Here is a 23594-nt window from a genome sequence, read left to right as displayed (position 1 = left end):
TTCGTGGCTAGATGTCGAGAACGAGCTTGGGTGACCTGGAACGGCCGACACAGATCATCATGGTGTCGTTACACGCGCGCTCGTCTTCGGTGAGGAGCTGGTCCCGGTGGAGGGGGATCCCGGCGAGGACCCCGGTTTCGCAGGATCCGCAGTAGCCTTGCTCGCAGGAGAAGGGGACGCTGGGAACGACCTTGCGTACGACGTCAATCAGTTTTTGGTCGGCGGCCACAGTTAGTGTCTTGCCAGTGGTGGCCAGTTCGACTTCGAAGGCCGTGTCACCGTCGGTGTCTTCGGGGACCGCGTTAGGGTCGGCGCCGAAGCGTTCGAAGTGGAAAAAGTCCGCGCCGAGAAGGGCCTTGGTGTTTTCTTCCACTACGCGCAGCATGGGTTCGGGCCCGCAGGTGTAAACGTGCGCGCCGGTGGCGTTCTCTATTGCGCCTTTGATGTCAGGGATGCCCTTGGTATCAGCTGGAACCAGCTCGACCTTCCCACCTTTCAGGGCTTTGATCTCCGGCAGATAAGCCATGGTGTCCAGGCTTCGTCCGCCATAGATCAGGCGCCAATTACGTCCCTCAGCCGCGACTTTCCGGGCCATGGCAAGCATGGGGGTAATTCCGATGCCGCCGGCAATGAAAAGGTACGACTCGTGCTCCCCGAGGGGGAAATGGTTCCGGGGACCACGGATGGTGACGACGGTGCCGGTTTCCAGGCCTTCGTGGACCTCGCGGGATCCGCCTCGGCCCTTTTCATCCAAGAGCACCGCCACTTTGTACGCCGACAAGTAGCCCGGGTCCCCGCACAAGGAGTACTGGCGGACGGTGCCCGAAGGCAGGATCAGGTCCACGTGTGCCCCTGGCTCCCAGACAGGGAGATCGCTGCCGTCCTCGGAAGCAAGTTCCAGTTCCACGACGCCCGTTGCGAGCGCCGTCTTGGCTGCGACCCTGACTTTGTGTTCCTGGTTTTGGGGAAGGTTCATTGCTCTTCAGTCCTTTTGGAGGGAAACCCCGTAATCGGGTGACTTATTCAACAATAACCCATGAATCACAGGTCAGCAATGAAAAAAAATCAAGAAATCTCAAAGTCTAGCGATCACGGCTCGTGCTCGTTGGGTGTTCGCGCGCCGCAGGGCCACAGCACCGGTATGTCCGAGCTGTGGCCCTGCGGCTGGGTGGAGGAATGGGAGGTGTTCTAATCGTTGGATTGAGCCCCTCCGCCAACTGACGCCCATACCGCCGGCTGCGCACGCTTGAGCCTTACCCCATAAATGACCCCAAGTACGGCGGCTACCGCGAATGACAATGGCACGAGGACAGCGACCATTCCAACATCAACTCCCAGCAACAGCGGGAAGTTGATGAGAATGAGCGAGAGGATGCCAGCCAGTCCGATGAACGCCAGCAGAGGGCTCACTAGCGCTGTCCAGGCGTTTTCGAGTTGTTTGTGGCGCTTGAAATAGCCCACCACTGCAAGTGAGCAGGCCGCCTGCAGAGAAATAAACCCTACAGCGGATCCAGCGGCGCCCCACGTGAACACCCCGAGGTAAGGATCGACGCCGCCGAGCGCGAAGACGCCCAGTGCCCCAGCTGACACGATCCCAACCAGGACGCTCGCCCGATATGGGGACTGCGTTCGGTGGTGGGCCCGTCCAAGCCAGGAGGGCAGGACCTGTTCGCGACCCAGGGCGTACAGGTAGCGGGATGTTGCGTTGTGGAAGGACAGAACGGTGGCGAGTGAGCTGGTGACCACCAGAACCTCCATGACGCTTAAGGCCGCTGCCCCCAAATAGTGGCTCGCGGAATCAAAGACCAGCGTTCCGGGAGAGCCGGCCGCGGCCTCCACGACGGCGTCGGACCCGAAGGCAAGAATGATGACCCACGTGATTCCGGCATAGAAAACCGACGTCAGGATGATGGCAGCAAAAGTTGCCCTCTTAACTGAGTGGGGTCCTTTTGCTTCTTCGGCGTAGATCGCGGTCTGTTCAAAACCTATATACGACGAGTAGGCGAAAGCCAGTCCGACGCCGACCCCTGCGACGACGAGTCCCTGCGGATTGAAAGGAGCGAGGTCGATACCGCGCGCACCGCCTTGCACGAGCACGACCACGGCAAGGACCAGCAGCACCGCGACTTCAGCAACGAGCAGGACGCCCAGGACCTTCGCGCCCACGGAAATTTCCCGATGACCAAGGGCCATCGCTGCACCAATGGCCAGAAGGCAGCATCCGTACCAAGGTATTGAGATTCCCGTGAGCGTCTCCAGCAGCCCGCTTAGCGCGTAGCCAAAGAAGGCTGCCAGGGTTACCAACGAGGCTATGTAGGCAAGGATGGACACAAATGCAGCCCCGACTCCCGCCGTCCTCCCGAGACCGTTCGCTATGTATGCGTAGAGAGCGCCGGGATTTGGCAGGCGACGGGACATCGCGACGTAGCCCACAGCGAAAAGGAGCAGGATCGCTCCGATGAGGAGGTAGATCAGCGGGGCACTGATGCCTGCGCCGAATCCGATGATCAGCGGGGTGATTGCGATGACGCAGGTTAATGGGGCGGCGGCAGCTACGACGAAGAACGTGATTCCCGCAGCGCCAACAGATCCTGCGCGAAGCCGATCCGGTGACTCCGGCTTGGTAGCTGCCGGTTCAGGGGTGTGAACGACCATGGTCATACCCTTCTTGATTCTGTGTTGGGGAATGGGCGGCCGGACAGCCGCCCAGTTAGGGCTCACCGGGAAGTTGGTGGCCAGACTATGGGGCGGAGGATTCCAGAAGGGCGGCGTTCTGCTTCCGGAAAAGCGTGGCGCTATCGACGAGCCAGCGAAAGAGGGGGGCGCCGTCCGTAGCCTTCTCTGGATGCCACTGCACCCCGATCAACGGCCATTCCCCGCCAGAGGACTCCACGCCCTCTACAACGCCGTCCTCGGCCATGGCCACAACGGTGAGCTCCTCTGCCACCCGCGCCAGGGATTGATGATGGATTGAATTGACAGTGGCTTCGGGCCCATAAAGCCCGGAGAGCAGGCACGACGGGTCGGGAATGGACACGCGGTGATAAGTCACGGGCAGTCCGGCGGCGCCGGGGTCCGCGTCCTGGTGTGCGACCCCGGTCGCCGGGATGTCCTGACGCAGCGTGCCACCCAGGGCGACATTGACGATTTGCATGCCCCGGCAAATCGCCAGTGTGGGAATTTCAAGAGAGCGGGCTGCAGTAGCCAACGCAAGCTCGAAGGCGTCTGCCTCCGGGTCCGTCCTCCGGCTCAGCCCCTCGTTCCGTTCCCCGTAGGCGGCAGGATCCACGTCCTCCCCCCCACCAAAACAAGTCCGTCTGCCAGGCGCAGCAGGCTCGAGGCGTCATCGGGATCCGAATGCGGAAGAAGGATGGTATTCGCACCTTCGGCCTGGATAGCAGCAACATATTCTGCGCCGACACTCTCCAGATCGAAGGTTCCGTAGGGGGCAATACTTACCTTTCGCTTCCAGGTGGAGAATGCAATTGTGGGCTTGCTCACTGGATGTTCCGTCGATAACATACGGTATACGGTATCCGTACGGTGTGAAGCGGTCAAGCATTTTTGGGCAGCTCGACGCCGGGTCAACGAGGACCAACCAACAAGGATTGGATTTACCAATGGCGAAAATACAACTTCCCGACGGCACGCACACCGTTGAGCTCGTTTTCGCGGACGCCTTCGGCGTTCTCCGCGGGAAAAGGATCCCTGCCAGCCAGTGGGAAAAGGTGGCGGAGACGGGAGTTGCAGCATCTTCCGCAGCACTCATATGGGGAGTCCGGTGTGAACTAAGGGACGAATCCCCGGCTGGAGGCATGGCCGAAGGCTTTCCCGACATGAAACTTATCCCCCGGGAAGAGAGCCTGCGCAAGGTGCCTTGGAAGCCGGGCGTGGTTCAGGTCGGATGCGATATCTACACCATGGACGGAGTCCCCCACCCCCTTTGTGCCCGCAACGCGCTGGCTAGCGTCGTGCACTCCTTCGCAGACCTGGGTTACCAGGTAAAAGCCGCGATCGAAATGGAGTTCTACCTTTTGGATCCCGAAACGGCGCAGCCGCGGGGCACCGAAGTCAACTGTTATGGCATCGCGGACCCTGAGGGATACGGGCCTGTCCTTGAGGACATTCAGGTTCTCGTCGAGGAGTACGGCATAGCCGTGGAGGCCTGGAACTATGAGTATGCGCCCGGCCAGTTCGAGGTCAACGTCCGCTATGACGACGCCCTGAAAGCCGCGGAGGACGGGGTTCTGCTCAAGAACGCAGTAAAGGAGATCGCCCTCAAACATGGAGTGGTTGCCACGTTCATGGGAAAGCCGTTTGGGCATCTGGCCGGAAGCGGAATGCACGTGCATCAGTCCCTGTGGAACGACGGAGTCAATGCCTTCGCCGGCGGGACGACCCGCGAGCTCAGCGACCTGGGCAGGCACTACCTCGGCGGACTGCAGAAGCACATTCGTGACCTCACGCTCTTCGGCTCCCCGTCCCTGAACGATTTCAAACGGCGCCAGGAAGGCTCATTCTGCCCGACGCGTGCAACCTGGGGCGATGACAACCGTACCGTCGCCATCCGGGTGATCACCGCCGATTCCTGTCGAATTGAGCAGAGGGACGCTGCTGCCTCTGCCAACCCGTATCTCGTCCTGGCAGCCCAGCTCGCTGCCGGACGGGAAGGGATCGCCAAAGGGATTGAGCCGCCGGCCAAATGTGAGGGGAACTCCTACACGGACACGCAGGCAGAACTCCTGCCCCAAAGCGCGGTCGAAGCAGCGGAGTTGCTGCAGGCTTCCGAATTTGCCCACCGGGCCTTCCCGCCGCTGTTGACCGACACCTTCGTCGACACTGCCCGGTGGGAATACCGGCAGCTGGCAGGACATGTCAGCGACTTCGAACGTGCCCGCTTCGTCGGCGTGATTTAGGAACAGGCCATGGGTTACACACACGATGCACTATCCGACCTTGTCTTCGAAGAAGCCGTTCCGTACGAATACTTCGATGCAGCCCGCCGGGATGACCCCGTGCGTTGGGTGGAAGAGGGCGGGGGACCCGGGTACTGGTCAGTAACGCGCTACGCGGACGTCCTGGCCGTCACACGAAACTTCAGGGAATTTTCATCGGAAGCCGGCGGCACAACCCGTGAGGACATAGCGCCGGAGGACTTGCTCGCCCGGAAAACTTTGATTGACACAGATCCGCCGCTTCATACCCAGATGCGCCGCCTGCTGGCGCCACGCTTCACCCCCGGCAGCGTGCACAAGGACTGGCTCGGGTTCGTCGAAACCACGGTAATGATCCTGCTGGACCGCGCATTCGAACGAACGAATTTCGACTATGTGGCCGAAGTCGCCTCCACCATCCCCATCGCCGTACTGGGCGAGTTGCTCGGGGTCCCTGCCGGGGATCGGACATACCTGATGGGGCTCGGCGATGAAATGATCGCGGGCAGCGACCCGGACCATGCCCCCCGCACAGCCGATTCACCGGAAAACGCGGCGGAATACAGCGCCTATCCATTTTCCAGCCCCGCCGGCCGGGACCTGTGGAAATATGCTGATGACCTGCGGGAACGCCGAAAAGATAACCTGGGTCACGATGTCTTTTCACTGCTCATGACAGGAACTCTCGGCGACCGGAAGCTCAGTACCCGCGAACTGGATAACTTCTTTTCGCTCCTGGTCGTCGCGGGCAATGAGACGACTCGGATGGCCCTGTCCCACGGCCTGCTCGCATTCGCCGAACACCCGGAGCAGTTCAACCTGCTCAGGGATGACCCTTCCCTGCTGCCTAGCGCTGTCGAGGAAGTCCTGCGCTGGGCGACCCCCATCCATCATTTCCGCAGAACTGCCCTCGTGGACACAGATATTGCCGGAACGAAGATCAGGGCCGGGGACAAGGTGCTGATGTGGTACGTCTCGGCGAACCGTGACGAAACGGTCTTCGACCGTCCGTATACCTTCGATATAGCCCGGAAACCGAACCCCCACATCGCGTTCGGTGGCGGTGGCCCGCACATCTGCCTCGGCAACAGCCTTGCCCGCCTTGAACTGCAGATCGTATTCCGCGAACTTGCCAAGCGTGTGAAGTCCATCGAGATCGATGGCCCCGTTCGACGGCTTCGCTCCAACCTGACACACGGGATCAAGGAACTGCCCGTCAGCCTGACATACGCCTGAGAATCCAACCCCAAACGTCAAGGAAACAAGAAATGTCATCCACAGCGCCGGCGCAGGCACTGCGTCAAATTTCACCTGCCACCCAGAAGTTTCTTGAAACACCTCAAGGCCTGCGGATCGGGTCCGGTTCCGACCGTGAAGCCGATCAGGGCGAGACATTCCAATCCATCGATCCCACGACGGAATCAGTGCTGGGAACAATAGCGTCAGGTTCCGGCAAGGACGTAGACGCTGCCGTCACCGCCGCATCGGCTGCCCTAAACTCCGCCGGCTGGGGTAGCGCAAGCGCAGCCACCAGGGCCAAGTACCTGTTCGACCTCGCCGAGGCCGTCGAGGACCATGTCGACCAGCTGGCAGAACTGGAAACGCTCGACATGGGCAAACCAATCTCCCAGTCCCGTGACGACGTGCTGGCCGTGGCCACGGTCTTCCGGTACTACGGCGGGTGGCCCACCAAGCTCGAGGGATCCATAAATCCGGTCCGACAGCCCTACCTCGGCCTTACGCAACTCGAACCCCTGGGTGTCTGCGGAGCCATCACTCCCTGGAACTTCCCCCTTGTCATGGCGTCCCACAAAATCGGGCCCGCACTGGCCGCTGGCAATGCCATCGTCGTCAAACCGGCGGAAGTAAGCAGCTATTCCACCCTCTACCTGGCCGATCTTGCCCGCGCAGTTGGCCTGCCCCCCGGCGTCCTCAACATCGTCACAGGTCCCGGGAGGTCAGTGGGACAGGCATTGGTAGATCATCCAGACGTCGCCAAAATATCGTTCACAGGCTCGACGCCGGTGGGCCGTGGAATCATGGAGGCCGGCAGCCGGCACATGAAGAAAGTCAGCGTCGAGCTCGGTGGCAAGACCGCCAATATCGTGTTTCCGGATGCTGACATTGAGGCTGCGGTGAAAGGGTCGGCGGACGCAATGTGGGAGAACGCCGGGCAGGTCTGTGTTGCGCCCACACGGATGTTCGTCCATGAGGATGTCTACGACGAAGTCGTCACGCTGATAGGTCAGAAGACCGCTGCGCTGCGGATCGGTGATCCGTTGGATCCAGCGACCGATATCGGACCCGTCGTTTCGGACCGTCAGTATTCATCCGTGAAGGAATACATCGAGGCGGCCCGCCAGGAGGGCGCCAGACTGACCACTGGTGGGGGAACGCCGGAACGGGCCGGCTACTTCGTGGAACCAACCATCTTTGCCGACGTCACCAACGATATGCGCATCGCCCGCGAGGAAGTTTTTGGTCCGGTACTTTCCATCCTGCCCTTCAGGTCCGAGGAAGACGCTGTGCGAATGGCCAACGACTCGGCCTATGATCTTTCGGCAGCGGTATGGACACGTGACGTATCCAGGGCACTCCGGCTCAGCCGGCGGATCCACGCCGGAACGGTTTGGGTGAACACCAGTGGGCGTCTCGACCCAGCCCAGAGCTTTGGCGGCTACAGCAAATCAGGCAACAGCCGGGAACTGGGACGCGAAAGCGTGATGTCTTACACCCGCTCAAAGGCAGTGATGATCGATCTGTCGGTGTGAACCGACGGTCCTGCCGGAAAAATGGCCGGGCTGGCCCACGCGACGCGTGGCCGCCCGGCCATGACCGCAACCGGAATTTGATATCGCCCGTCAGGCTGGCAAATGAACGGCGTGCAGACTCCGGCCGGCCCTGATGTGCTCGTTCGCAACCCGGAAGGCCAACTCCGGGTCCCCCGACTCCGCCGCTTCGACGATGCTCCGGTGGCTCTCGGCAAAATTGAGCGACTCGCCGCTTTCGAGGATGTCACCCCAGACCTTGGCAGCCATGCCCGTCTGCCAGATCATGTCGAACATGCTCAGCAGGTACTCGTTCTCCAAGGCTTCCACCGTGGCGCGATGGATCGCCTTGTTGACCAGAAAGACTTCCATGGCCGTCGTCTGCGGAGCCACGGAGAGGTCTTCGAACGTAGTGCGGACATACCGGGCGACTTCCCCACCAACCCGAGCCACTTCGGCCAGGGCAAACGGTTCGATGGCCGTCCGCGCCGCGTACTGCTTGTCCAGCTCAGCATCCGAGAGCTCACGGACCACATACCCGCGACGGCCATGTGGTTCGATCACTCGTTCCATCTCCAGCCGCAGCAGCGCCTCCCGCACCGGGGTTCGGCTAATACCAAGGCGCTCCGCCAAGTCATCCATTAACAAACGCGTACCGGGCCCCAGATCCCCGGTCAGAACGCCCTCGGCAATCTGGGCATAAGCTGCGTCCGCCAGCGTGGCACGGGCCAGTTCGATTTTTTTCATGACTTACCTCCAAGACGAAGCCTACCGCCATTTCCGTCTTCCGGATTTACGTATACCTAATACTCGCATGGTGCATTAGCGTGCACCTTCGCTACAAGAAAGGTCCGCCATGTCCGCGAACTCCACTACCGTCGCCATAACCGGGGGCTCCTCGGGAATAGGCGCAGCCGTTGTTAACCAATTGCTTGACGAGGGAGCGACGGTCATCGTTCTTGATCGCAATCCCCCAACAGTTGACATGCCCTTTGTGCGCATGGATCTCACCTCGCCGGCCTCCATCCGTGACGCCGTTGCGCGTTTGCCATTTGAAATGGATGCCCTCGTTAACGCCGCCGGAGTCTCGGGGGCAAGCGGGACGGAAATGGCCTTGGCGGTGAATTTCATCGGACTCCGCCAGTTCACGGAAGCCGCGGCCCCCCGGCTTCGGCCGGAGGCCTGCGTTGCGACAGTGGCGTCAACGGCAGGCTATGAATGGCGGTCCAGGCTGGATGCCGTCAAGGCCCTCCTTCGCTCGGGGTCCGTGGAGGAAGCAAGCCGCGCCCTCGCCCCCTTCCTCCCTGCGGGGCGCGAGGCGTATGAGGCCTACAACGTTTCCAAAGCTGCGGCAATCGTGTGGAGCGCGACGGTTTCCCACCACTTCGGCCCAGGCATACGGACGGTGTCGGTAAGTCCGGGGCCGGTGGAGACGCCCCTTCTGGGAGAGTTCTACGCGAGCATGGGCTCGGCCCAGCTGGATCCCCTCAAGGAATTCACCGGCCGGCACGGAAGGCCCGAGGAAGTGGCTGCAGCAATCGCCTTTCTGATTTCGCCGGCAGCCTCCTGGATCTCCGGGACGGACGTGGTGGTCGACGGCGGAGCCGAAGGTGCACTCCTGCGGCAAGCCCTCAAGTCCCCCGCCCACTCCTGAACACACTCAAGCCTTGTCCGAGTTCCGTATTTGGTATACGGTATTTCTATGAAAGTGGAGTTCGCTCAATCAATGATTGAAGCCTTGCGATGGCGCATAGACGACCGGTTCGACCACTACGTCCGCCACCTCGCAGGCGACGGCGAAGTCGTTCTCAATGAGGGCGCCGGCGCCGATCCCGACGGCCAGTACCTTTTTCCGTTCAGCGCGAATGAAGATGCACTGCCGGGCACTCTGTGTTTTTCCGGCTCTGTTGAGTACAAGGCGTATCTGGGAGTGCTGGCCCTGCGCATAGCGGGACCGCGCATCACAATCAACGGCAGTGAGGCCTGCCTCTCGGTGGAGGGTGATGGCGTATTCCAGGGTGCCCGCCTGGAGCTGGCCACCGCCCGGATCGAGGACCACACGCCCGGGCTCGCTCCCATTGGATTCCGGCTCACCGCCGCCGGTTCGGAGATGTTCTTTGGCAAATACCCGCCGGGCTGGTTGCTGGCCCCGGCGACGATCAAATACCGGAAGCCCCAGGAGGCGACCCCCTAATGCAGCCCAACCCAACCCTCGCAATCGTTGGAAGCGGCCCCGCTGGCTGTTATCTGGCGCAGACACTGCGGCGGAGTCTTCCGGACGCAGAAATCACGATTTTTGAACGGCTGGCCTCGCCCTTTGGCCTGGTCCGCTACGGCGTCGCGCCGGACCATCAAGGAACCAAGTCAATCCAGGCACAATTCGCCCGCCTCTTTGAACGGGACAACGTGCGCTTCGCGGGAAACATCGACGTTGGATCGGTGGTGACCCTGGATGATCTGCGGGCCACACACCACGTGGTCGTCCTCGCCACAGGCCTGGCCCGCGACCGACGCGTCGGGGTACCGGGAGAAAACCTTTTGGGCGTCTTCGGCGCCGGTCAGTTGACCAGAACCGCAAACTCCCACCCGCTGGAAAAGCCCACGCTTCCGCCGCTTGGCAGGACGGTGGCCATCATTGGCGGCGGGAACGTTTCACTGGACGTCGTCAGGTTCCTGATCAAGACACCCGGGGAATTCGCCGGCAGCGACGTCAACGACGTGGCCCTTGAAGAGTACGCCGCGGCGCCTGTCACACACATCGACCTGATATGCCGATCCTCACCGGAAGCTGCCCCCTTTGACCCCGCGATGGTGGCCGAGCTGGGCAAGACGCCTGGCGTGCAATTCACAAGCTTGGACCACTCCACAGCGGACGGAACCACATCGGTAGAAGCACATCCTGCCGCCCTCGCCGCCCTCCTTCCATCCACACCGGGCGGGACGCCGCGGGTTCGCGTACGGCTGCATTTCAACGCCACCACAACCCGGATCATCGGCATGGACCACGCCGTAGGCGTAGAAGTACGCCGCCCGGACGGCCAGCTTCAAACCATTCCGGCCCAATCGGTAATCACTGCGGTGGGCTTTGACTGCGACCCCTCCGATCCCCTCATTGGAGACCGCGGCGCCAGCCAGGAGACCGGCTACCTGGCCGAAGGGCTTTACCGGACGGGCTGGGCAAAACGCGGCGCACGGGGAACCATCCCCGAAAACCGCCACTGCGCGAAGGCCGTCGCGGCCGAAATACTCGAATACCTGGCCGCTGCAGCCTTGCCCGCAAAGCCCGGGTACGCGGGATTGCCGGATGCAGTCCACGACCGCGCGACTGATTATGCGGGCTGGCTTCGGGTGGACGCCGCTGAGCGCGCCGCCGCCCCCGGAAACCGAAGCCGCAAGAAGCTGCCAGACCACGCATGGATGGTCGCCACAGCCCGCGAAACGGTTCAGAAATAGACAAACCCGGCGACCGATGAGCCGCCTAAGCAAAGGAGCAAGCTGTGAAAATTTCGATACTCTTCGGCACTGAGTCCGGCAACGGTGAACTGGCAGCAGAAGACCTGGCCCTCTCCCTGGCCGACGGCCACGACGTGGAAGTCCGAGATCTCGCGGAAGTCACCGTGGAAAAAATTTCCGATGAGGCGTTGTTCGTGTTCATCTGCTCAACCTACGGAGAAGGTGAACTTCCCAACACGGCATTGCCGTTCTACACCGCCCTCAGCGAAACACGGCCGGACCTGACCGGAGTTAAATTCGCCATCTTTGGGCTCGGCGACTCGTTCTACACGGAAACCTTCGGCCACGGGTCCCTCAAGCTCGGCGCCGAGCTCGAAGAACTGGGCGCACACCGGGTGGGCGAGTTCGGACGCCACGACGCGTCCACCTGGGAGCCCGTAGGAGAAGCCGCCGTCACGTGGTTCGCGGAAGTTCTCAGCAGCATGCGGCTTGCCAGCCACCCCGGGTAATCTCATGCAAGAAAATCAGGTGAAATACTAAAAGAACGTATATTTTTCAGGAAATGCGCGGTACTCTTGATCAACAATCATGAATTGAGAGGTTTTGTTCCATGTCCCCTGTTGTACTCGAGATGCCTTCAACGACGCCTTCCCCGCCTGGCGCATTCCTGGCCCGACTCGTCCGTGTTGATGAGTGGTCCACGGCCGTGGGTGGAGAGGTGTTTGTTGCCCGGGCCGGACGGGTTGTGCGGGTCGGGATCCTCGAAGTCGTGTGCGGCGGGGGGTCCGTCGCATGGATTGCCCAGCCAGGGCCGGAGCCCCGGCAGCTGATCAGCAAGGATGAGGGCGACGAGCTCTGGATTGCGCCCCTGCAGCTGCAGGAAGGCGGCGTGAAAGGGTGAAACAGGTCCTTCAATCGAGCAAACTTGCAGGGATCCGCTACGAGCTGCGGGGCAGAGTACCGCGCGCGGCCAAAGAACTGGAGGCTCTGGGTCACCGCATCCTGAACATGAACCTCGGCGACCCTGCACCTTTCGCGTTCCCGGTCCCTGAGCCCATCGTTCACGACATCATCCACAATCTTGGACGCGCCCAGGGCTACAGCGACTCCAAAGGCCTGTTCTCCGCCCGAACAGCCATCGCGCAGCACTATCAGAGCAGCGGGCTGCTGGACGTGCAGGTGGAGGACGTTTTCATCGGCAACGGCGTCAGTGAACTTATTCCGATGGCCCTGCAGGCCTTGCTGGAAGACGGTGACGAAGTGCTCGTCCCGACTCCGGACTTCCCCGTGTGGACTGCCGCCGTTGGCCTGGCCGACGGCATCGCCCGGCATTACCTCTGCGACCCTGACGATAACTGGCTGCCAAGTCTGGAAGACATCGAGCGGAAAATCACCCCCAGGACACGCGCGATCGTCATCATCAACCCGAACAACCCCACGGGCGCGGTGTACCCGGAAGAGACCCTGAAGGGCATCGCAGATCTGGCCCGCAAGCACGACCTGGTGATCTTCGCGGACGAGATCTACGAGAAAGTCCTGTTTGAGGGTAGGCATTTTCATGTTGCCGCCGTCGCTCCCGATCTTTGCTGCATCACCTTCAGTGGACTCTCAAAGGCCTACCGCATGCCCGGCTACCGTGCCGGCTGGTTGGTGATCACCGGTCCGCGTTCGGCCAGCTCGTCCTACCGCGAAGGGCTGGAACTCCTTGCTTCACTGCGCCTGTGCGCGAACGTCCCGGCCCAGCACGCGATTCAGACGGCGCTGGGCGGATATCAGAGCATCGACGACCTGGTCGGCCCAAAGGGACGGCTGAGGCTTCAGCGGGACTTGGCCCATCAACTCCTGAACGGCATTCCAGGACTCGAGTGCGTCCGGGCCAGCGGTGCCCTTTATCTCTTTGTGCGGATCGATCCGCAGATGTACTCCTTTGCCAGCGACGAGGACTTCGCGTACGAACTCCTCCAGGACCAGAAGCTGCTGGTCACGCACGGAAGCGCCTTCAACTGGTTCGGCACCCACTACTTCCGGTTCGCCATCCTGCCCTCGCTGACAGAAATCGAGGACGCAGCCCACCGACTCAGGTCATTTCTTGAGTCCCGCGCCAATACGAGAAACGGCCAGCAGGCCAAAAAACCTGCCTACACTGCAATAGATTGATCAAAACTCAAGCTATGTAAGTCACTATTGACAAATATCCAATGAATCTGCCTACTATTCGATAACAAGAGTTTGAGAACCATCCCCTGCAACGGAGCATCCCGCATGAGCGAATCCCCCCTAGTTGTGCCGCGCATCACCACCGGCACCGTGACCGGCCAGCCCGATTTCACCCGCCTGCCGCGGTATGCAGCCCCTGCGACGTTCGCGGCACTGCCTGCTCCTGATGAGGTCTCAGACCTCGACGTGGCCATCGTTGGTGTTCCGTACGATTCGGGGGTCAGTTACAGGCCAGGAACCCGGTTCGGGCCGGCCCACATCAGGAACGCGTCCAAGCTCCTTCGCCCGTTCAATCCCGAGGCCGATGCCTGGCCCTTCCAGAGCCAGCAGATCGCTGATCTGGGCGATGTGGGCGTTAACCCCTACAACATCGATGAGGCCATCACCTCTATTGAATGGGCGATGAGGGGAGTCCTGGAACGATCCCGGCGGCTGCTGGTCCTTGGCGGGGACCACAGCATCGCACTCCCGACGCTCCGTGCCCTGCACGCCGTCCACGGGCCCATCGCCGTCGTCCACTTCGACGCGCATCTGGACACCTGGGACACCTACTTCAACACCCCGATACTCCACGGCACACCATTCCGCAGGGCATCGGAAGAAGGCCTGCTGGACCAGGAGGCGTGCATGCACATCGGCACGCGCGGCGGCCTGTACGCCCCCGGCGACATGGACGATGACCGCGCCCTTGGCTTCGCCACCGTCCGCTGCGAAGAAATCGAACTGACAGGCCTCACCGGGGCCATCGAAAAGCTCAAGGCCAGGGTGGGCGACCGGCCCGTATACGTCAGCGTCGACATTGACGTCCTCGACCCCGCGTTCGCACCGGGAACGGGAACCCCCGAATCAGGCGGACTCACCAGCAGGGAGCTGCTAACCATGCTGCGGTCCATGAAATCGCTCAACATCGTGGGCGGGGACATCGTCGAGGTGTCCCCTGCCTACGACCACGCCGACATCACCGGCATCGCAGCCGCCCATGTCGGCTACGAGATCCTCTCGGCGATCGCCCCCGCCGTGGACCTTTCATCCTTCCGCACCCGGTAACCACCCAGAAGAAAAGGAACAAGCACATGACTTTCGCCCGCAGTGTCCTGTCCGTGCCCGGGTCATCCCAACGCTTCCTGGACAAATCGATCAACTCCGGCGCCGATGCCGTGATGGTCGACTGGGAGGACGGCGTCGCACCCGTGGACAAACCCGCAGCGCGGGAACTGACGCATGCTCACATCACATCCGCGGCCACCGCCCGGCCGCACGTCTGGGTGCGCGTCAATGCCAGCTTCGCCGAGCATTTCGACGCCGACGCCTCCGCCGTAGGGCAGTGGCCCGGCCACGACGTCCCCCTGGTCCTGCCGATGGCGACACTGGCATCGGCAGCCCTCGCCGCGCAGAGGATCCAGGATTTCCCGCTCATCGCAATGATCGAAACGGCAGAAGGCTTGGAGCAGGCCGCCGAGATCGCCCGCTTGCCGCGCGTGGCAGGTCTGATGTTTGGCGAGTATGACTTCCTCGCCACGATGGCCGCCGTCGGTGCCTCGCGCATGAGCGACACCGGGTGGGCCAAGTCCAGGATCATCAACGCAGCAGCAGCTGCAGGAAAATGGGCCATCGCCGGACCAAACGCCGACTTCAGCGACCCGACAGCACTCTCCGCCCAGGCCAGGCGGGAAGCAGACCTGGGGTTCGCAGGAAAGCTGTGCATTCACCCGTCCCAGATCAGCACTGTCAACGAAACCTTCGCCCCCGCACCGGAGTACGTGAACTGGGCCCAGGACCTCCTTGAAGAAATTAACGGACAGAACCACGACGGCGCCTTCAGGTTCCGTGGCCAGATGATCGATGCCCCCGTCATTGAACGCGCCCGGGCCGCCGTCCGCATGGCAGGAGCAGCCTTATGAGCATCCACGAACCGTTCGCCGAGGAACTCATTCTCGGCGTCCCGCTGCCAGCGGCACCGGCCATCACGCTCACCGACGGCCTGGCCGCGCAGTATCAGGCAATCACCGGGGATGCGCTGCGCGTGCCCCTCAGCGCGCCACTGTCGCACCAGGTCACGGGGGCAGGTGTGCTGGCCAACCCCGCCCTGGTGCTCCAGGTCGCCATCGGTCAGTCAACCGTCGCCACCCGGCGCGTCATCGCCAATCTCTTCTACCGCCACGTCCGGATCCTACGCCAGGTGCCGGTCGGAACCACCCTGGAGACCACGGTCACGCCCAAGGCAGCCAGACTGGCCCGCCCGAACGCCGCCGGTGACCGGGCGAAGGTTCTGCTCTCGATGACCACACGCGATGAAGCAGGCAACATCATTGCCGACTTCGAACGCCTGGCCCTGATACCTGTCCGGCACCGGCTGGCCCTGACCGAAGCAGGCGAGACGGGCGCCGCAGAACAGACCCTGGATCTGGGCGAGTACATTCAGCTCGCCCCCGCCGACTGGAACCTGGCCGGACTCCCCACAACAGTCCTTCCTCCGGCCGGGACCGAGGTGCAGGACCCCTTGCGGGAACCCGTGACCGAAGCCCAGTCGCTGGTCCGCATCACCCAGAACCTTGCCGCCGCGCACCGGGATACCGGCCGGGGCCAGCAGGGCCGACGGCTGGTATACGGCGGCCACACCGTGGGACTCGCCCAGGCAGCCCTGAGCCGGATCGACCCCTCGATCGCCACCGTCCTTGGCTGGCACTCCTGCGACCACCTGGCACCTGTCTTCGAAGAAGACCTGCTCAGCTTCACCACCGTCCTTGAGGACAGCCTGCCCCACAAAGACGGAAGCATCGCCGCTTACCGCATCACCGCCACGGCCCACCGGCCCGGCGCCGAGCCCGTTGACGTGCTCTCCTGGGTCCCCGTTGTGTGGACCGCCGCCGAAACCAAGTCTGAAGGAAAGCCATGACCGAAACCCCCCGCCTCCTCGAAGGCATCCGCGTCCTGTCCCTGGAGCAGTACATCGCAGGACCCTACTGCACCTCCATCCTTGCCGACGCCGGCGCCGAGGTCATCAAGATCGAGCGCCCCGGCACCGGGGATCCGCGCCGCAGCTACGAGCCCCGCAAAGGCACCGACGATGACTACATCAGCGGCGGCTTCGCTTCCTACAACCGGAGCAAGAAGTCGATCACGCTGAATCTGGAGAACCCTGAAGACAAGGAGCAGTTCTCCGTGCTCCTCAAGACGGCCGACGTCCTGGTATCCAATCTGCGGCCCGGCGCCCTCGCCCGGCAGGGCTTCGGCACCGCTGAACTCCGTGCACAATACCCGCGGCTGGTGATCTGCGAGATCACAGGTTTCGGCGCCTCCGGCGGCCCGTACGCCAAGTGGCCCGCTTTCGACTCGGTCATCCAGGCCATGAGCGGCCTGTCCAGTCTCATCGGCCCCTCCGCCGACGCCCCTCCCGGACTGGCACCCATGTCGACCATGGACCTGCTCGCCGGCATCTGGGGTGCGCTGGGCATCCTCGCCGGACTCACCGGACGCGCCACCACCGGGCAGGGCTGCCATGTCGACACCGCCATGTACGACGTCGGAGCTGCCCTGCTCGAACGTCCCCTGACCCTGCACGAATTCACCGGGGCCGTACCTACCCGTGGAGCCGACGAATTCAGCCCCGTCGGAGCCTTCCGCGCCGCTGACGGCGGCTGGATCTCCATCGTCATCCCCACCGACGACATGTGGATCCGCTGCTGCACAGCCATGGAACGACCCGAGCTCGCCAACGATCCGGAACTGGACACCGTGCTCAAACGGGCCAAGAACATGAAGACCCTCATCGTGCCCGCCCTGGAAGCATGGGCCGCCGCCGGGAACCTCACCCGCGAGGAAGCAACAGCACGGCTGCGCGAGACCGGGCAGCCGGCAGGGGCTGTCCAGACCATCGAGGACGTCCGCAACTGCCCCCAGCTGGCACACCGGAACCTCTTCACCCCCCTTCAAGACCACAGGGCCGCCCACCACGACGGCGCACCGCTGCTGCTCCCGCGCTCCCCGCTGGTCTTCGACGGCAAATCCGCACGTCCCGGCCCCGTGCCTGATCTCGGCCAACACAACGAAGAACTGCTGCGGCCCCTGGTGAGAGGCGCCCTGACATGAGCCTTCAAGCGGTCCACGCGCTGGAACGGCTGGGGGACTTCGTCCTGGATCTCGCCGCACGGCTTCAGGACAGCGACTGGGACCGCGCCAGCGCCTGCCAAGGATGGACCGTCCATGACGTGCTCATCCACCTGACCGCCACCCTCCGCGAGACCGTGGACCCTGGCTCCTTGCCGTCCCCGGTCAGCGGCGACATCGAGGCAACCAACGACAGGCAGGTGGAGCACTTCCGCAGCGAGACACCTGCACAAACCGTTGAAACCTACCGGAGCCTGTTGCCAGTTGCGCTGTCGAACCTGCGCCAGATGCAGACGCCGGCAACACGGGACTTCCTCGTCGACTTCGACAACGCCGGAAAGTATCCTGCCCACCTGGTGGCTGACTCCCTGGTGTTCGACCACTACTGCCATCTCCGGCACGACCTGGTCGAACCACGCGGGCCACTGGACCTCCCCCAACTGCCACCCATCAAGGAATTCATCGAACCATCCATCGCATGGCTGCTGGCGGGGCTGCCGCAGATGTCCCCTCCGACCCTGGCGGAACAGCTGACCGCACCGGTACGCATCTTCCTTAGCGGCGACGGCGGCGGCACCTGGATCCTGCGCAAGTCGCCTAGCGGAGCCGTCACGGCCGAGCCCACCGACAAGCACGAGGCGGCAGCCGCCACGATCATTTCCGACGCCGATGCCTTCATCCTTTGGGGTACCGGCCGGGTCGGGGCAACCGAAACGGCCACCCTGCTGGCCATCCGCGGCAACCGCGAACTGGGCCGGCGCGTCCAGCAACACATCCACGTCTACTGAACAACCGCCCTCAGGCATAACTCCCAGGAGAATCCCATGACAGCACGCACCGTAGTAATCACCGGCGGCTCCTCCGGCATCGGACTCGCGACGGCACAAAAGTTTTTGGACAACAACGACACCGTCATTGTCCTGGACCGCAACCCCTCCCCCCTCGACGTCCAGACGGTCCCCGTGGATCTGGCCGACTCCGGGTCCATTGCCGCCGCGGTGACCGCGCTGCCGGACAACATCGATATCCTGTGCAACGTCGCCGGCGTCGCCGGCACCGCAGGTGCCCGGACAGTATTGTCCGTCAACTTCCTCGGTATCCGGGAACTGACCGAAAAAGCAGCACCCAAAATCACCACCGGGGGTGCGGTCGTGAACGTCGCTTCGACCTCCGGCTGGTACTGGCGGGATCACCTGGACGACGTGGCCTCCCTGATACAGGCCCCCGACGCCGATGCCGCCCTGGCAGCCCTGAAGCTGTCCGAATCGGACGGATACCTCGCCTACAACCGGGCCAAGGAAGCCGTCGTTGCCTGGACCATCCTGGCGGCGCAGAAGTACTTCGGCCGCTTCCGCATAAATTCGGTCAGCCCCGGACCCATCCAGACCCCGCTGCTGGATTCCTTCTACGAATCCATGGGCGCCGAGGAACTGGACCCCATCGTCCAGCGGTCCGGCCGCCCCGGCACGCCGGCCGAAATCGCCAACGTCGCGTGGTTCCTGACCACACCTGAATCGCACTGGATCAACGGCACCGACCTGGTGGCCGATTTTGGCGCCGAGGCATTCCTTGCCATCCAGGACAAGGCCCCCCACCTGGCCTCAGACCACCAGCCCGCCTAAGCATCCCAACTTCGGCAACAGCAGACCTACCAGCGCAATGAGGAACACACCATGACTGAGTCTTTCACCGGCCCCAGCGGGCTCTTCATCGACGGCAGTTTCCGTCCGGCGTCCGACGGCGTCGTCTTCCCGGTCGAGGATCCTTCAACCGGCAAGACGATCGTCGACGTCGCCAACGCATCCGTAGCCGACGGACTGGAAGCCGCCGAGGCGGCCCAGAAGGCCCTCGCACCCTGGGGCACCCGGACACCCCGTGAACGGGCAGAAGTCCTCCGGGCAGCGTTCGAGCTTCTGACCGCACACCGTGATGAAATCGCAGACCTGATCGTCGCCGAAAACGGCAAGGCACGTGTTGATGCCCTGGCTGAAGCCGATTACGCAGCGGAGTTCTTCCGGTGGTTCAGTGAAGAGGCGGTCCGGCTGCCAGGCTCCCTCCGTGAGTCCCCGACCGGCAACCGCAGGATCATGGAAATATCCCAGCCCGTCGGCGTCGTCCTTGCCATCACGCCGTGGAACCTTCCCGCCGCGATGATCACCCGCAAGGTCGCTCCCGCCCTCGCTGCCGGTTGCACCGTCGTGGTCAAGCCGTCCAACCAGACCCCGCTCACCGCCCTGCGGATCGCGGAACTGCTCACCCAGGCCGGCGTCCCCAGCGGAGCGGTCAATATTGTGCCGACCCGCCGCGACCGGGAAGTCATCGCAGCCCTGATTGATTCCAGCCCCGTGCAGATGCTGTCCTTCACCGGTTCAACACAGGTGGGCCGGCAGCTGCTGTCCCAGGCCAGCGGCCGGATCCTGAACACCGGAATGGAGTTGGGTGGAAACGCGCCGTTCATCGTGTTCGAGGACGCCGACGTGGACAAAGCCGTCGAAGCGGCCATGACCGCCAAAATGCGCCACAACGCCGAGGCCTGCACCGCAGCGAACCGGTTCTACGTCCACGACAACATCCGGGCTGAATTCACCGGCAAGTTCGTCCAGGCCATGGAAGCCCTCCGTGTGGGCCCGGGCAGCGAAGACGGCACCGAAGTCGGCCCGCTGGCCAGCAAGGCCGCCCTCGAAGGCCTCCAGGAGGCCGTCGATGCGGCCCTTCAGGCCGGGGCGAAGCGCGCCACAGGAACCGACGTTCCGGCCGGTCCGGGCTACTACTTCGCCCCCACCGTGCTGACCGATGTGGCCCCGGACGCAGACATCCTGAACCACGAACTGTTCGGACCGGTCGCACCCATCGTCGGGTTCACCGATGAGGACCACGTTGTGGCCATGGCCAACGCAACCGACATGGGCCTCGGCTCCTACATTTTCAGCGCAGACCTCGCCCGGGCGCTGCGCGTCGCCGAGCGTGTCCACGCCGGCATGGTGGGTGTGAACACCGGCATCTTCTCCGACCCCGCGGCACCTTTTGGCGGGGTCAAGCAAAGCGGCATCGGCCGTGAAGGCGGCCACCATGGCATCCACGAATTCCTCGAAACCAAATACATCGCCGTCCAGTGGTGACAGACATCTCCAGGAGTAACACAGTGACAACCAACACCGGCGGCCCCGCCATGACCCAGCAGCGCATCGTCCGCACCGAGATTCCCGGACCCAAGTCCCGCACCCTGCACGCCCGCCGAAGTGAGGCCGTCACCTCGGCGGTCCCTTCGGTCCTGCCCATCTACGTCAAGGCAGCCGGCGGAGGCATCATCGTCGACGCGGACGGCAACCAGCTGATCGACCTCGCCTCCGGGGTCGGGGTCTCCACCGTGGGCAACGCCAACCCCAAGGTCGTCGACGCGGTGACGCAGCAAATCAGCGCCTTCACCCACACCGCCTTCTTCATCACTCCGTACGAGGGCTACGTGGAGGTCTGCGAGAAACTGAATACCCTCACCCCTGGGGACCACCCCAAGCGGACCGCCCTGTTCAACTCCGGCTCCGAAGCCGTGGAAAACGCGGTCAAGGTCGCCAGGAAAGCCACCGGCCGGCAGGCCATCGTCGTCCTCGAACACGCCTACCACGGCCGGACCAACCTGACGCTGGCGATGACCGCCAAGGCAGCGCCCTTCAAGGCAGGCTTCGGTCCGCTTGCCAGCGAAATCTACCGCGTCCCGGCCTCATACCCCTACCGGGACGGCCTGACCGGAGAAGAAGCCGCCGCCCGTGTCATCAGCACCATCGAAGCCCAGATCGGCGCATCGGAAGTGGCCGGCATCGTCGTTGAACCCATCCAGGGCGAAGGCGGATTCATCGTCCCCGCCCCCGGATACCTCACCGCGCTCCAGGCCTTCACCCGCGCCAACGGCATCCTGCTCATTGCCGATGAGGTGCAGAGCGGGTCGGGCCGCACCGGTGCCTGGTTCGCCTCCGAACACGAAGAGATCGTCCCTGATGTGATGGCCATCGGCAAAGGCATCGGCGGAGGGCTTCCCCTGTCGGCAGTCACCGGCCGTGCCGAACTGATGGACGCCGTGCAGCCCGGAGGCCTCGGCGGAACCTACGGAGGCAACCCGGCCGCCTGCGCCGCCGCACTGGCTGCCATTGAAGAAGTCCAAGAGAACGGCCTGCTCGAGGCAGCGCGGAAGATCGGCGAAACCGCGATCAGCCGTTTCAAGGCCGCCCAGGAACTTCCCGGCTCCCCCATCGGTGACATCCGCGGCCGTGGCGCAATGATCGCCATCGAACTCGTCGAACCCGGCACCAAGACCCCCGCACCTGAAATCGCCCGGGCGGCCGCACGCCTGTGCCACGAACAAGGCGTTCTGGTTCTCGTCACCGGCACCTACGGGAACGTGATCCGCCTCCTGCCCCCCCTTGTGATCGGGCATGACCTCTTCCAGGAAGGCCTGGACGTCCTCATCGAAGCCGTCTCCACGGCAGCAGCAAACGTGACAGGAGCAGCATAATGAGCATCACGAACATCGCCAAGGCCTCAGCCTCCGCGACCGGGCAGGCAGTGTTTGACTACCCGGTCCACAGCTTCATTAACGGCCACGTCCAGGCCCCTGGAGGCGGTGCTTACCTCGACATCATCGATCCCGGCAACGGAGCGGTGATCGGATCGCTGGCCGACTCGAGCGCCGCGGATGTCGAAGACGCCGTACAAGCGGCCAAGGAAGCCTACAGCGACGGCCGCTGGTCCGAGAAGGACCCGGAGGAACGCGAACGGATCCTCTTCCGCCTCGCCGACCTGGTCGATCGGGACTCGGAAATCCTCAGCGAAGTCGAGGCGCGCGACACCGGAAAGCCCCTTGCAGAAGCCCGCCTGGACATTGCCGAGGCGGCGGCAGTGCTCCGTTACTTCGCAGGCTGGTGCACCAAAGCATCCGGCACGGTGGTTCCCGCGCCCCGTGAATACTTCGCCACCACCACCCGTGAACCTTTGGGCGTCTGCGTGGCCATCACACCCTGGAACTATCCATTGCCGATCCTCACCTACAAGGTGGCACCGGCTCTGGCCTTCGGCAACACCGTGGTGGCCAAGCCCTCAGAACTGGCCTCTGCCTCCAGCGTGCTGCTGGCTCACCTGGCCCACGAAGCCGGCGTCCCGGCAGGTGTTTTCAACGTGGTCACCGGTGGCAGGACCGCCGGGGAAGCGCTGACCAGTTCCCGGGACGTAGACAAAATCGCCTTCACCGGTTCCACCGCCACGGGCAAGGCCGTGCTCCGCGCAGCCGCGGAAACACTCACCCCGGCCACGGTGGAACTTGGCGGCAAGAGCGCACAGCTCATTTTCGCCGATGCCGACCTTGAAGCAGCGGTCGAGGGCGTGGCGGCCGGGATCTGGACCAACGCCGGGCAGATCTGCATCGCCGGAAGCCGGGTGCTGGTACAGGAGAGCATCAAAGATGCGTTCATCTCGGCCCTTACTGAACGCACCGGCAACCTCGCCCTTGGACACTCGATGAACCCCGGCACCGACATCGGACCCGTGATCTCCGAAGGGCAGCTGACAAAAATCAAGGCTTTCCTCCAGGAAGCGGAGGAAGCCGGAGCTACCGTTCAAACCTGCAGCACGGCGATCCCCCAAGCGGGTTATTTCCTGGCTCCGACCATCGTTACGGGCATTCCCACCGGGCACCCGCTGGCAAGCCATGAAGTGTTCGGCCCTGTCCTGGCCGTGGACACGTTCTCGGACGAACAGGACGCGATCACAAAGGCGAACTCCACAGAGTACGGTCTTGCCGCCGGGCTCTGGACCAAGGACGTCTCCCGGGTGCACCGTCTCACTCGCAAGCTGGAGGCCGGAACGGTGTGGGCCAACACCTACGGGGTGTTTCATCCAACCCTTCCCTTCGGCGGGATGAAGGCCTCCGGCTTCGGCCGGGAACTCGGTCCCCAGGCAGTGGAGCACTACACCCACTCCAAGACCTCAGTGATTCATCTGTCTGCCAGTTAACGGGAAAAGCTCGGCACCTTGTCGGGGCTGGCGCAGAACATGAGAAAAATGTTCTGCGCCAGCCCCTTTTAACTTGATATATTTTCAAGTGCCTCACTGGCAGACAAAACGAGGA

The 23594-nt window shown here is 63.1% G+C and carries 21 protein-coding genes and 1 pseudogene; 18 read left to right on the top strand and 4 right to left on the bottom strand.

Annotated elements, in window-relative coordinates; translation table 11 throughout:
- Positions 1 to 7 precede the first annotated feature (7 nt).
- The 3 genes and pseudogenes from ARGLB_RS06630 to ARGLB_RS06620 all read right to left on the bottom strand — a co-directional run bounded on the left by ARGLB_RS06630 (position 8) and on the right by ARGLB_RS06620 (position 3522).
- Positions 8 to 976: a PDR/VanB family oxidoreductase gene (locus ARGLB_RS06630; RefSeq protein WP_003800388.1), complete on the bottom strand. Its 969-nt coding sequence runs from the start codon at positions 974 to 976 to the stop codon at positions 8 to 10.
- Positions 977 to 1188: 212 nt separating this feature from the next.
- Complete coding sequence (locus ARGLB_RS06625; RefSeq protein ID WP_175304967.1) at positions 1189 to 2655, bottom strand: APC family permease; 1467 nt, start codon at positions 2653 to 2655, stop codon at positions 1189 to 1191.
- 85 nt (positions 2656 to 2740) lie between these two features.
- Positions 2741 to 3522, bottom strand: a pseudogene (locus ARGLB_RS06620) (gamma-glutamyl-gamma-aminobutyrate hydrolase family protein).
- Between the two features lie 314 nt (positions 3523 to 3836).
- On the opposite strand from ARGLB_RS06620, the gene ARGLB_RS06615 reads away from it, so the two are divergent.
- Genes ARGLB_RS06615 through ARGLB_RS06605 form a run of 3 tightly spaced genes read left to right on the top strand, consistent with a single transcriptional unit; the run spans position 3837 to position 7705 of the window.
- A complete protein-coding gene (locus ARGLB_RS06615) occupies positions 3837 to 4916 on the top strand; it encodes a glutamine synthetase family protein (protein WP_175304966.1) in 1080 nt (359 codons plus the stop codon).
- A 9-nt stretch (positions 4917 to 4925) separates the two neighbouring features.
- Entirely contained in the window at positions 4926 to 6170 is a 1245-nt protein-coding gene (locus tag ARGLB_RS06610; RefSeq protein WP_003800379.1) for a cytochrome P450, read from the top strand.
- Positions 6171 to 6202: 32 nt separating this feature from the next.
- Entirely contained in the window at positions 6203 to 7705 is a 1503-nt protein-coding gene (locus ARGLB_RS06605) for an aldehyde dehydrogenase family protein (protein ID WP_003800378.1), read from the top strand.
- Positions 7706 to 7795: 90 nt separating this feature from the next.
- Here the strand turns inward: ARGLB_RS06605 and ARGLB_RS22380 are convergent, their stop codons facing one another.
- The gene (locus ARGLB_RS22380; protein WP_003800376.1) at positions 7796 to 8449 is read right to left on the bottom strand and encodes a GntR family transcriptional regulator; all 654 of its coding nucleotides are present in this window, start codon (positions 8447 to 8449) and stop codon (positions 7796 to 7798) included.
- Between the two features lie 109 nt (positions 8450 to 8558).
- Here ARGLB_RS22380 and ARGLB_RS06595 point away from each other — a divergent pair, with 109 nt between their 5' ends.
- From ARGLB_RS06595 to ARGLB_RS06525, 15 genes are all read left to right on the top strand, one after another.
- Positions 8559 to 9356, top strand: coding sequence for an SDR family oxidoreductase (locus ARGLB_RS06595; protein WP_003800373.1), 798 nt, complete (start codon positions 8559 to 8561; stop codon positions 9354 to 9356).
- A 72-nt stretch (positions 9357 to 9428) separates the two neighbouring features.
- Positions 9429 to 9896 (top strand): HtaA domain-containing protein, encoded by a 468-nt coding sequence (locus tag ARGLB_RS06590; protein WP_003800371.1) that lies wholly within the window; start codon positions 9429 to 9431, stop codon positions 9894 to 9896.
- Positions 9896 to 11155 carry an FAD-dependent oxidoreductase gene (locus ARGLB_RS06585; protein ID WP_003800369.1) on the top strand — a complete coding sequence of 420 codons (1260 nt, stop codon included), beginning with the start codon at positions 9896 to 9898 and terminating at the stop codon, positions 11153 to 11155. The genes ARGLB_RS06590 and ARGLB_RS06585 overlap by 1 nt, the downstream gene beginning before the upstream one ends.
- A 44-nt stretch (positions 11156 to 11199) precedes the next feature.
- Positions 11200 to 11664 (top strand): flavodoxin domain-containing protein, encoded by a 465-nt coding sequence (locus ARGLB_RS06580; protein WP_003800366.1) that lies wholly within the window; start codon positions 11200 to 11202, stop codon positions 11662 to 11664.
- 101 nt (positions 11665 to 11765) lie between these two features.
- On the top strand, positions 11766 to 12056 hold the full coding sequence (locus tag ARGLB_RS23170; RefSeq protein WP_003800364.1) for a hypothetical protein: 291 nt from the start codon (positions 11766 to 11768) through the stop codon (positions 12054 to 12056).
- Positions 12053 to 13312: a pyridoxal phosphate-dependent aminotransferase gene (locus tag ARGLB_RS06570; protein ID WP_003800362.1), complete on the top strand. Its 1260-nt coding sequence runs from the start codon at positions 12053 to 12055 to the stop codon at positions 13310 to 13312. Before ARGLB_RS23170 ends, ARGLB_RS06570 begins: the two co-directional genes overlap by 4 nt.
- 105 nt (positions 13313 to 13417) lie before the next feature.
- Positions 13418 to 14419 (top strand): agmatinase, encoded by a 1002-nt coding sequence (gene speB / locus ARGLB_RS06565; protein WP_003800360.1) that lies wholly within the window; start codon positions 13418 to 13420, stop codon positions 14417 to 14419.
- A gap of 26 nt (positions 14420 to 14445) precedes the next feature.
- Positions 14446 to 15273, top strand: coding sequence for an HpcH/HpaI aldolase/citrate lyase family protein (locus ARGLB_RS06560; RefSeq protein WP_003800358.1), 828 nt, complete (start codon positions 14446 to 14448; stop codon positions 15271 to 15273).
- On the top strand, positions 15270 to 16268 hold the full coding sequence (locus ARGLB_RS06555) for a hotdog family protein (RefSeq protein ID WP_003800355.1): 999 nt from the start codon (positions 15270 to 15272) through the stop codon (positions 16266 to 16268). The genes ARGLB_RS06560 and ARGLB_RS06555 overlap by 4 nt, the downstream gene beginning before the upstream one ends.
- The gene (locus tag ARGLB_RS06550) at positions 16265 to 17461 is read left to right on the top strand and encodes a CaiB/BaiF CoA transferase family protein (RefSeq protein ID WP_003800354.1); all 1197 of its coding nucleotides are present in this window, start codon (positions 16265 to 16267) and stop codon (positions 17459 to 17461) included. The genes ARGLB_RS06555 and ARGLB_RS06550 overlap by 4 nt, the downstream gene beginning before the upstream one ends.
- Complete coding sequence (locus ARGLB_RS06545) at positions 17458 to 18267, top strand: maleylpyruvate isomerase family mycothiol-dependent enzyme (protein ID WP_003800352.1); 810 nt, start codon at positions 17458 to 17460, stop codon at positions 18265 to 18267. The genes ARGLB_RS06550 and ARGLB_RS06545 overlap by 4 nt, the downstream gene beginning before the upstream one ends.
- Positions 18268 to 18303: 36 nt before the next feature.
- Positions 18304 to 19101 (top strand): SDR family oxidoreductase, encoded by a 798-nt coding sequence (locus ARGLB_RS06540; protein WP_003800350.1) that lies wholly within the window; start codon positions 18304 to 18306, stop codon positions 19099 to 19101.
- A gap of 51 nt (positions 19102 to 19152) precedes the next feature.
- Complete coding sequence (locus tag ARGLB_RS06535) at positions 19153 to 20598, top strand: NAD-dependent succinate-semialdehyde dehydrogenase (protein ID WP_003800348.1); 1446 nt, start codon at positions 19153 to 19155, stop codon at positions 20596 to 20598.
- Between the two features lie 23 nt (positions 20599 to 20621).
- Positions 20622 to 21986 carry a 4-aminobutyrate--2-oxoglutarate transaminase gene (gene gabT, locus ARGLB_RS06530; protein ID WP_003800347.1) on the top strand — a complete coding sequence of 455 codons (1365 nt, stop codon included), beginning with the start codon at positions 20622 to 20624 and terminating at the stop codon, positions 21984 to 21986.
- Positions 21986 to 23479, top strand: a complete 1494-nt coding sequence (locus ARGLB_RS06525; RefSeq protein WP_003800346.1) for an aldehyde dehydrogenase family protein — start codon at positions 21986 to 21988, stop codon at positions 23477 to 23479. The genes gabT and ARGLB_RS06525 overlap by 1 nt, the downstream gene beginning before the upstream one ends.
- Positions 23480 to 23594: the final 115 nt, after the last annotated feature.

It is taken from the genome of Arthrobacter globiformis NBRC 12137 (assembly GCF_000238915.1).
Lineage (GTDB): Bacteria > Actinomycetota > Actinomycetes > Actinomycetales > Micrococcaceae > Arthrobacter > Arthrobacter globiformis.
This window is presented reverse-complemented; position numbering and strand designations above follow the sequence as displayed.

What these genes read in the sequence shown, in the direction of transcription:
- ARGLB_RS06605 (WP_003800378.1), top strand. Translation starts at nt 6,203, where the DNA reads ATGTCATCCACAGCGCCGGCGCAGGCACTGCGTCAAATTTCACCTGCC.
- ARGLB_RS06625 (WP_175304967.1), bottom strand. Translation starts at nt 2,655, where the DNA reads ATGGTCGTTCACACCCCTGAACCGGCAGCTACCAAGCCGGAGTCACCG.
- ARGLB_RS06590 (WP_003800371.1), top strand. Translation starts at nt 9,429, where the DNA reads ATGATTGAAGCCTTGCGATGGCGCATAGACGACCGGTTCGACCACTAC.
- ARGLB_RS23170 (WP_003800364.1), top strand. Translation starts at nt 11,766, where the DNA reads ATGTCCCCTGTTGTACTCGAGATGCCTTCAACGACGCCTTCCCCGCCT.
- ARGLB_RS06615 (WP_175304966.1), top strand. Translation starts at nt 3,837, where the DNA reads ATGAAACTTATCCCCCGGGAAGAGAGCCTGCGCAAGGTGCCTTGGAAG.
- ARGLB_RS06540 (WP_003800350.1), top strand. Translation starts at nt 18,304, where the DNA reads ATGACAGCACGCACCGTAGTAATCACCGGCGGCTCCTCCGGCATCGGA.
- ARGLB_RS06630 (WP_003800388.1), bottom strand. Translation starts at nt 976, where the DNA reads ATGAACCTTCCCCAAAACCAGGAACACAAAGTCAGGGTCGCAGCCAAG.
- ARGLB_RS06560 (WP_003800358.1), top strand. Translation starts at nt 14,446, where the DNA reads ATGACTTTCGCCCGCAGTGTCCTGTCCGTGCCCGGGTCATCCCAACGC.
- speB (WP_003800360.1), top strand. Translation starts at nt 13,418, where the DNA reads ATGAGCGAATCCCCCCTAGTTGTGCCGCGCATCACCACCGGCACCGTG.
- ARGLB_RS22380 (WP_003800376.1), bottom strand. Translation starts at nt 8,449, where the DNA reads ATGAAAAAAATCGAACTGGCCCGTGCCACGCTGGCGGACGCAGCTTAT.
- ARGLB_RS06545 (WP_003800352.1), top strand. Translation starts at nt 17,458, where the DNA reads ATGAGCCTTCAAGCGGTCCACGCGCTGGAACGGCTGGGGGACTTCGTC.
- ARGLB_RS06610 (WP_003800379.1), top strand. Translation starts at nt 4,926, where the DNA reads ATGGGTTACACACACGATGCACTATCCGACCTTGTCTTCGAAGAAGCC.
- ARGLB_RS06550 (WP_003800354.1), top strand. Translation starts at nt 16,265, where the DNA reads ATGACCGAAACCCCCCGCCTCCTCGAAGGCATCCGCGTCCTGTCCCTG.
- ARGLB_RS06595 (WP_003800373.1), top strand. Translation starts at nt 8,559, where the DNA reads ATGTCCGCGAACTCCACTACCGTCGCCATAACCGGGGGCTCCTCGGGA.
- ARGLB_RS06525 (WP_003800346.1), top strand. Translation starts at nt 21,986, where the DNA reads ATGAGCATCACGAACATCGCCAAGGCCTCAGCCTCCGCGACCGGGCAG.
- ARGLB_RS06535 (WP_003800348.1), top strand. Translation starts at nt 19,153, where the DNA reads ATGACTGAGTCTTTCACCGGCCCCAGCGGGCTCTTCATCGACGGCAGT.
- ARGLB_RS06585 (WP_003800369.1), top strand. Translation starts at nt 9,896, where the DNA reads ATGCAGCCCAACCCAACCCTCGCAATCGTTGGAAGCGGCCCCGCTGGC.
- ARGLB_RS06555 (WP_003800355.1), top strand. Translation starts at nt 15,270, where the DNA reads ATGAGCATCCACGAACCGTTCGCCGAGGAACTCATTCTCGGCGTCCCG.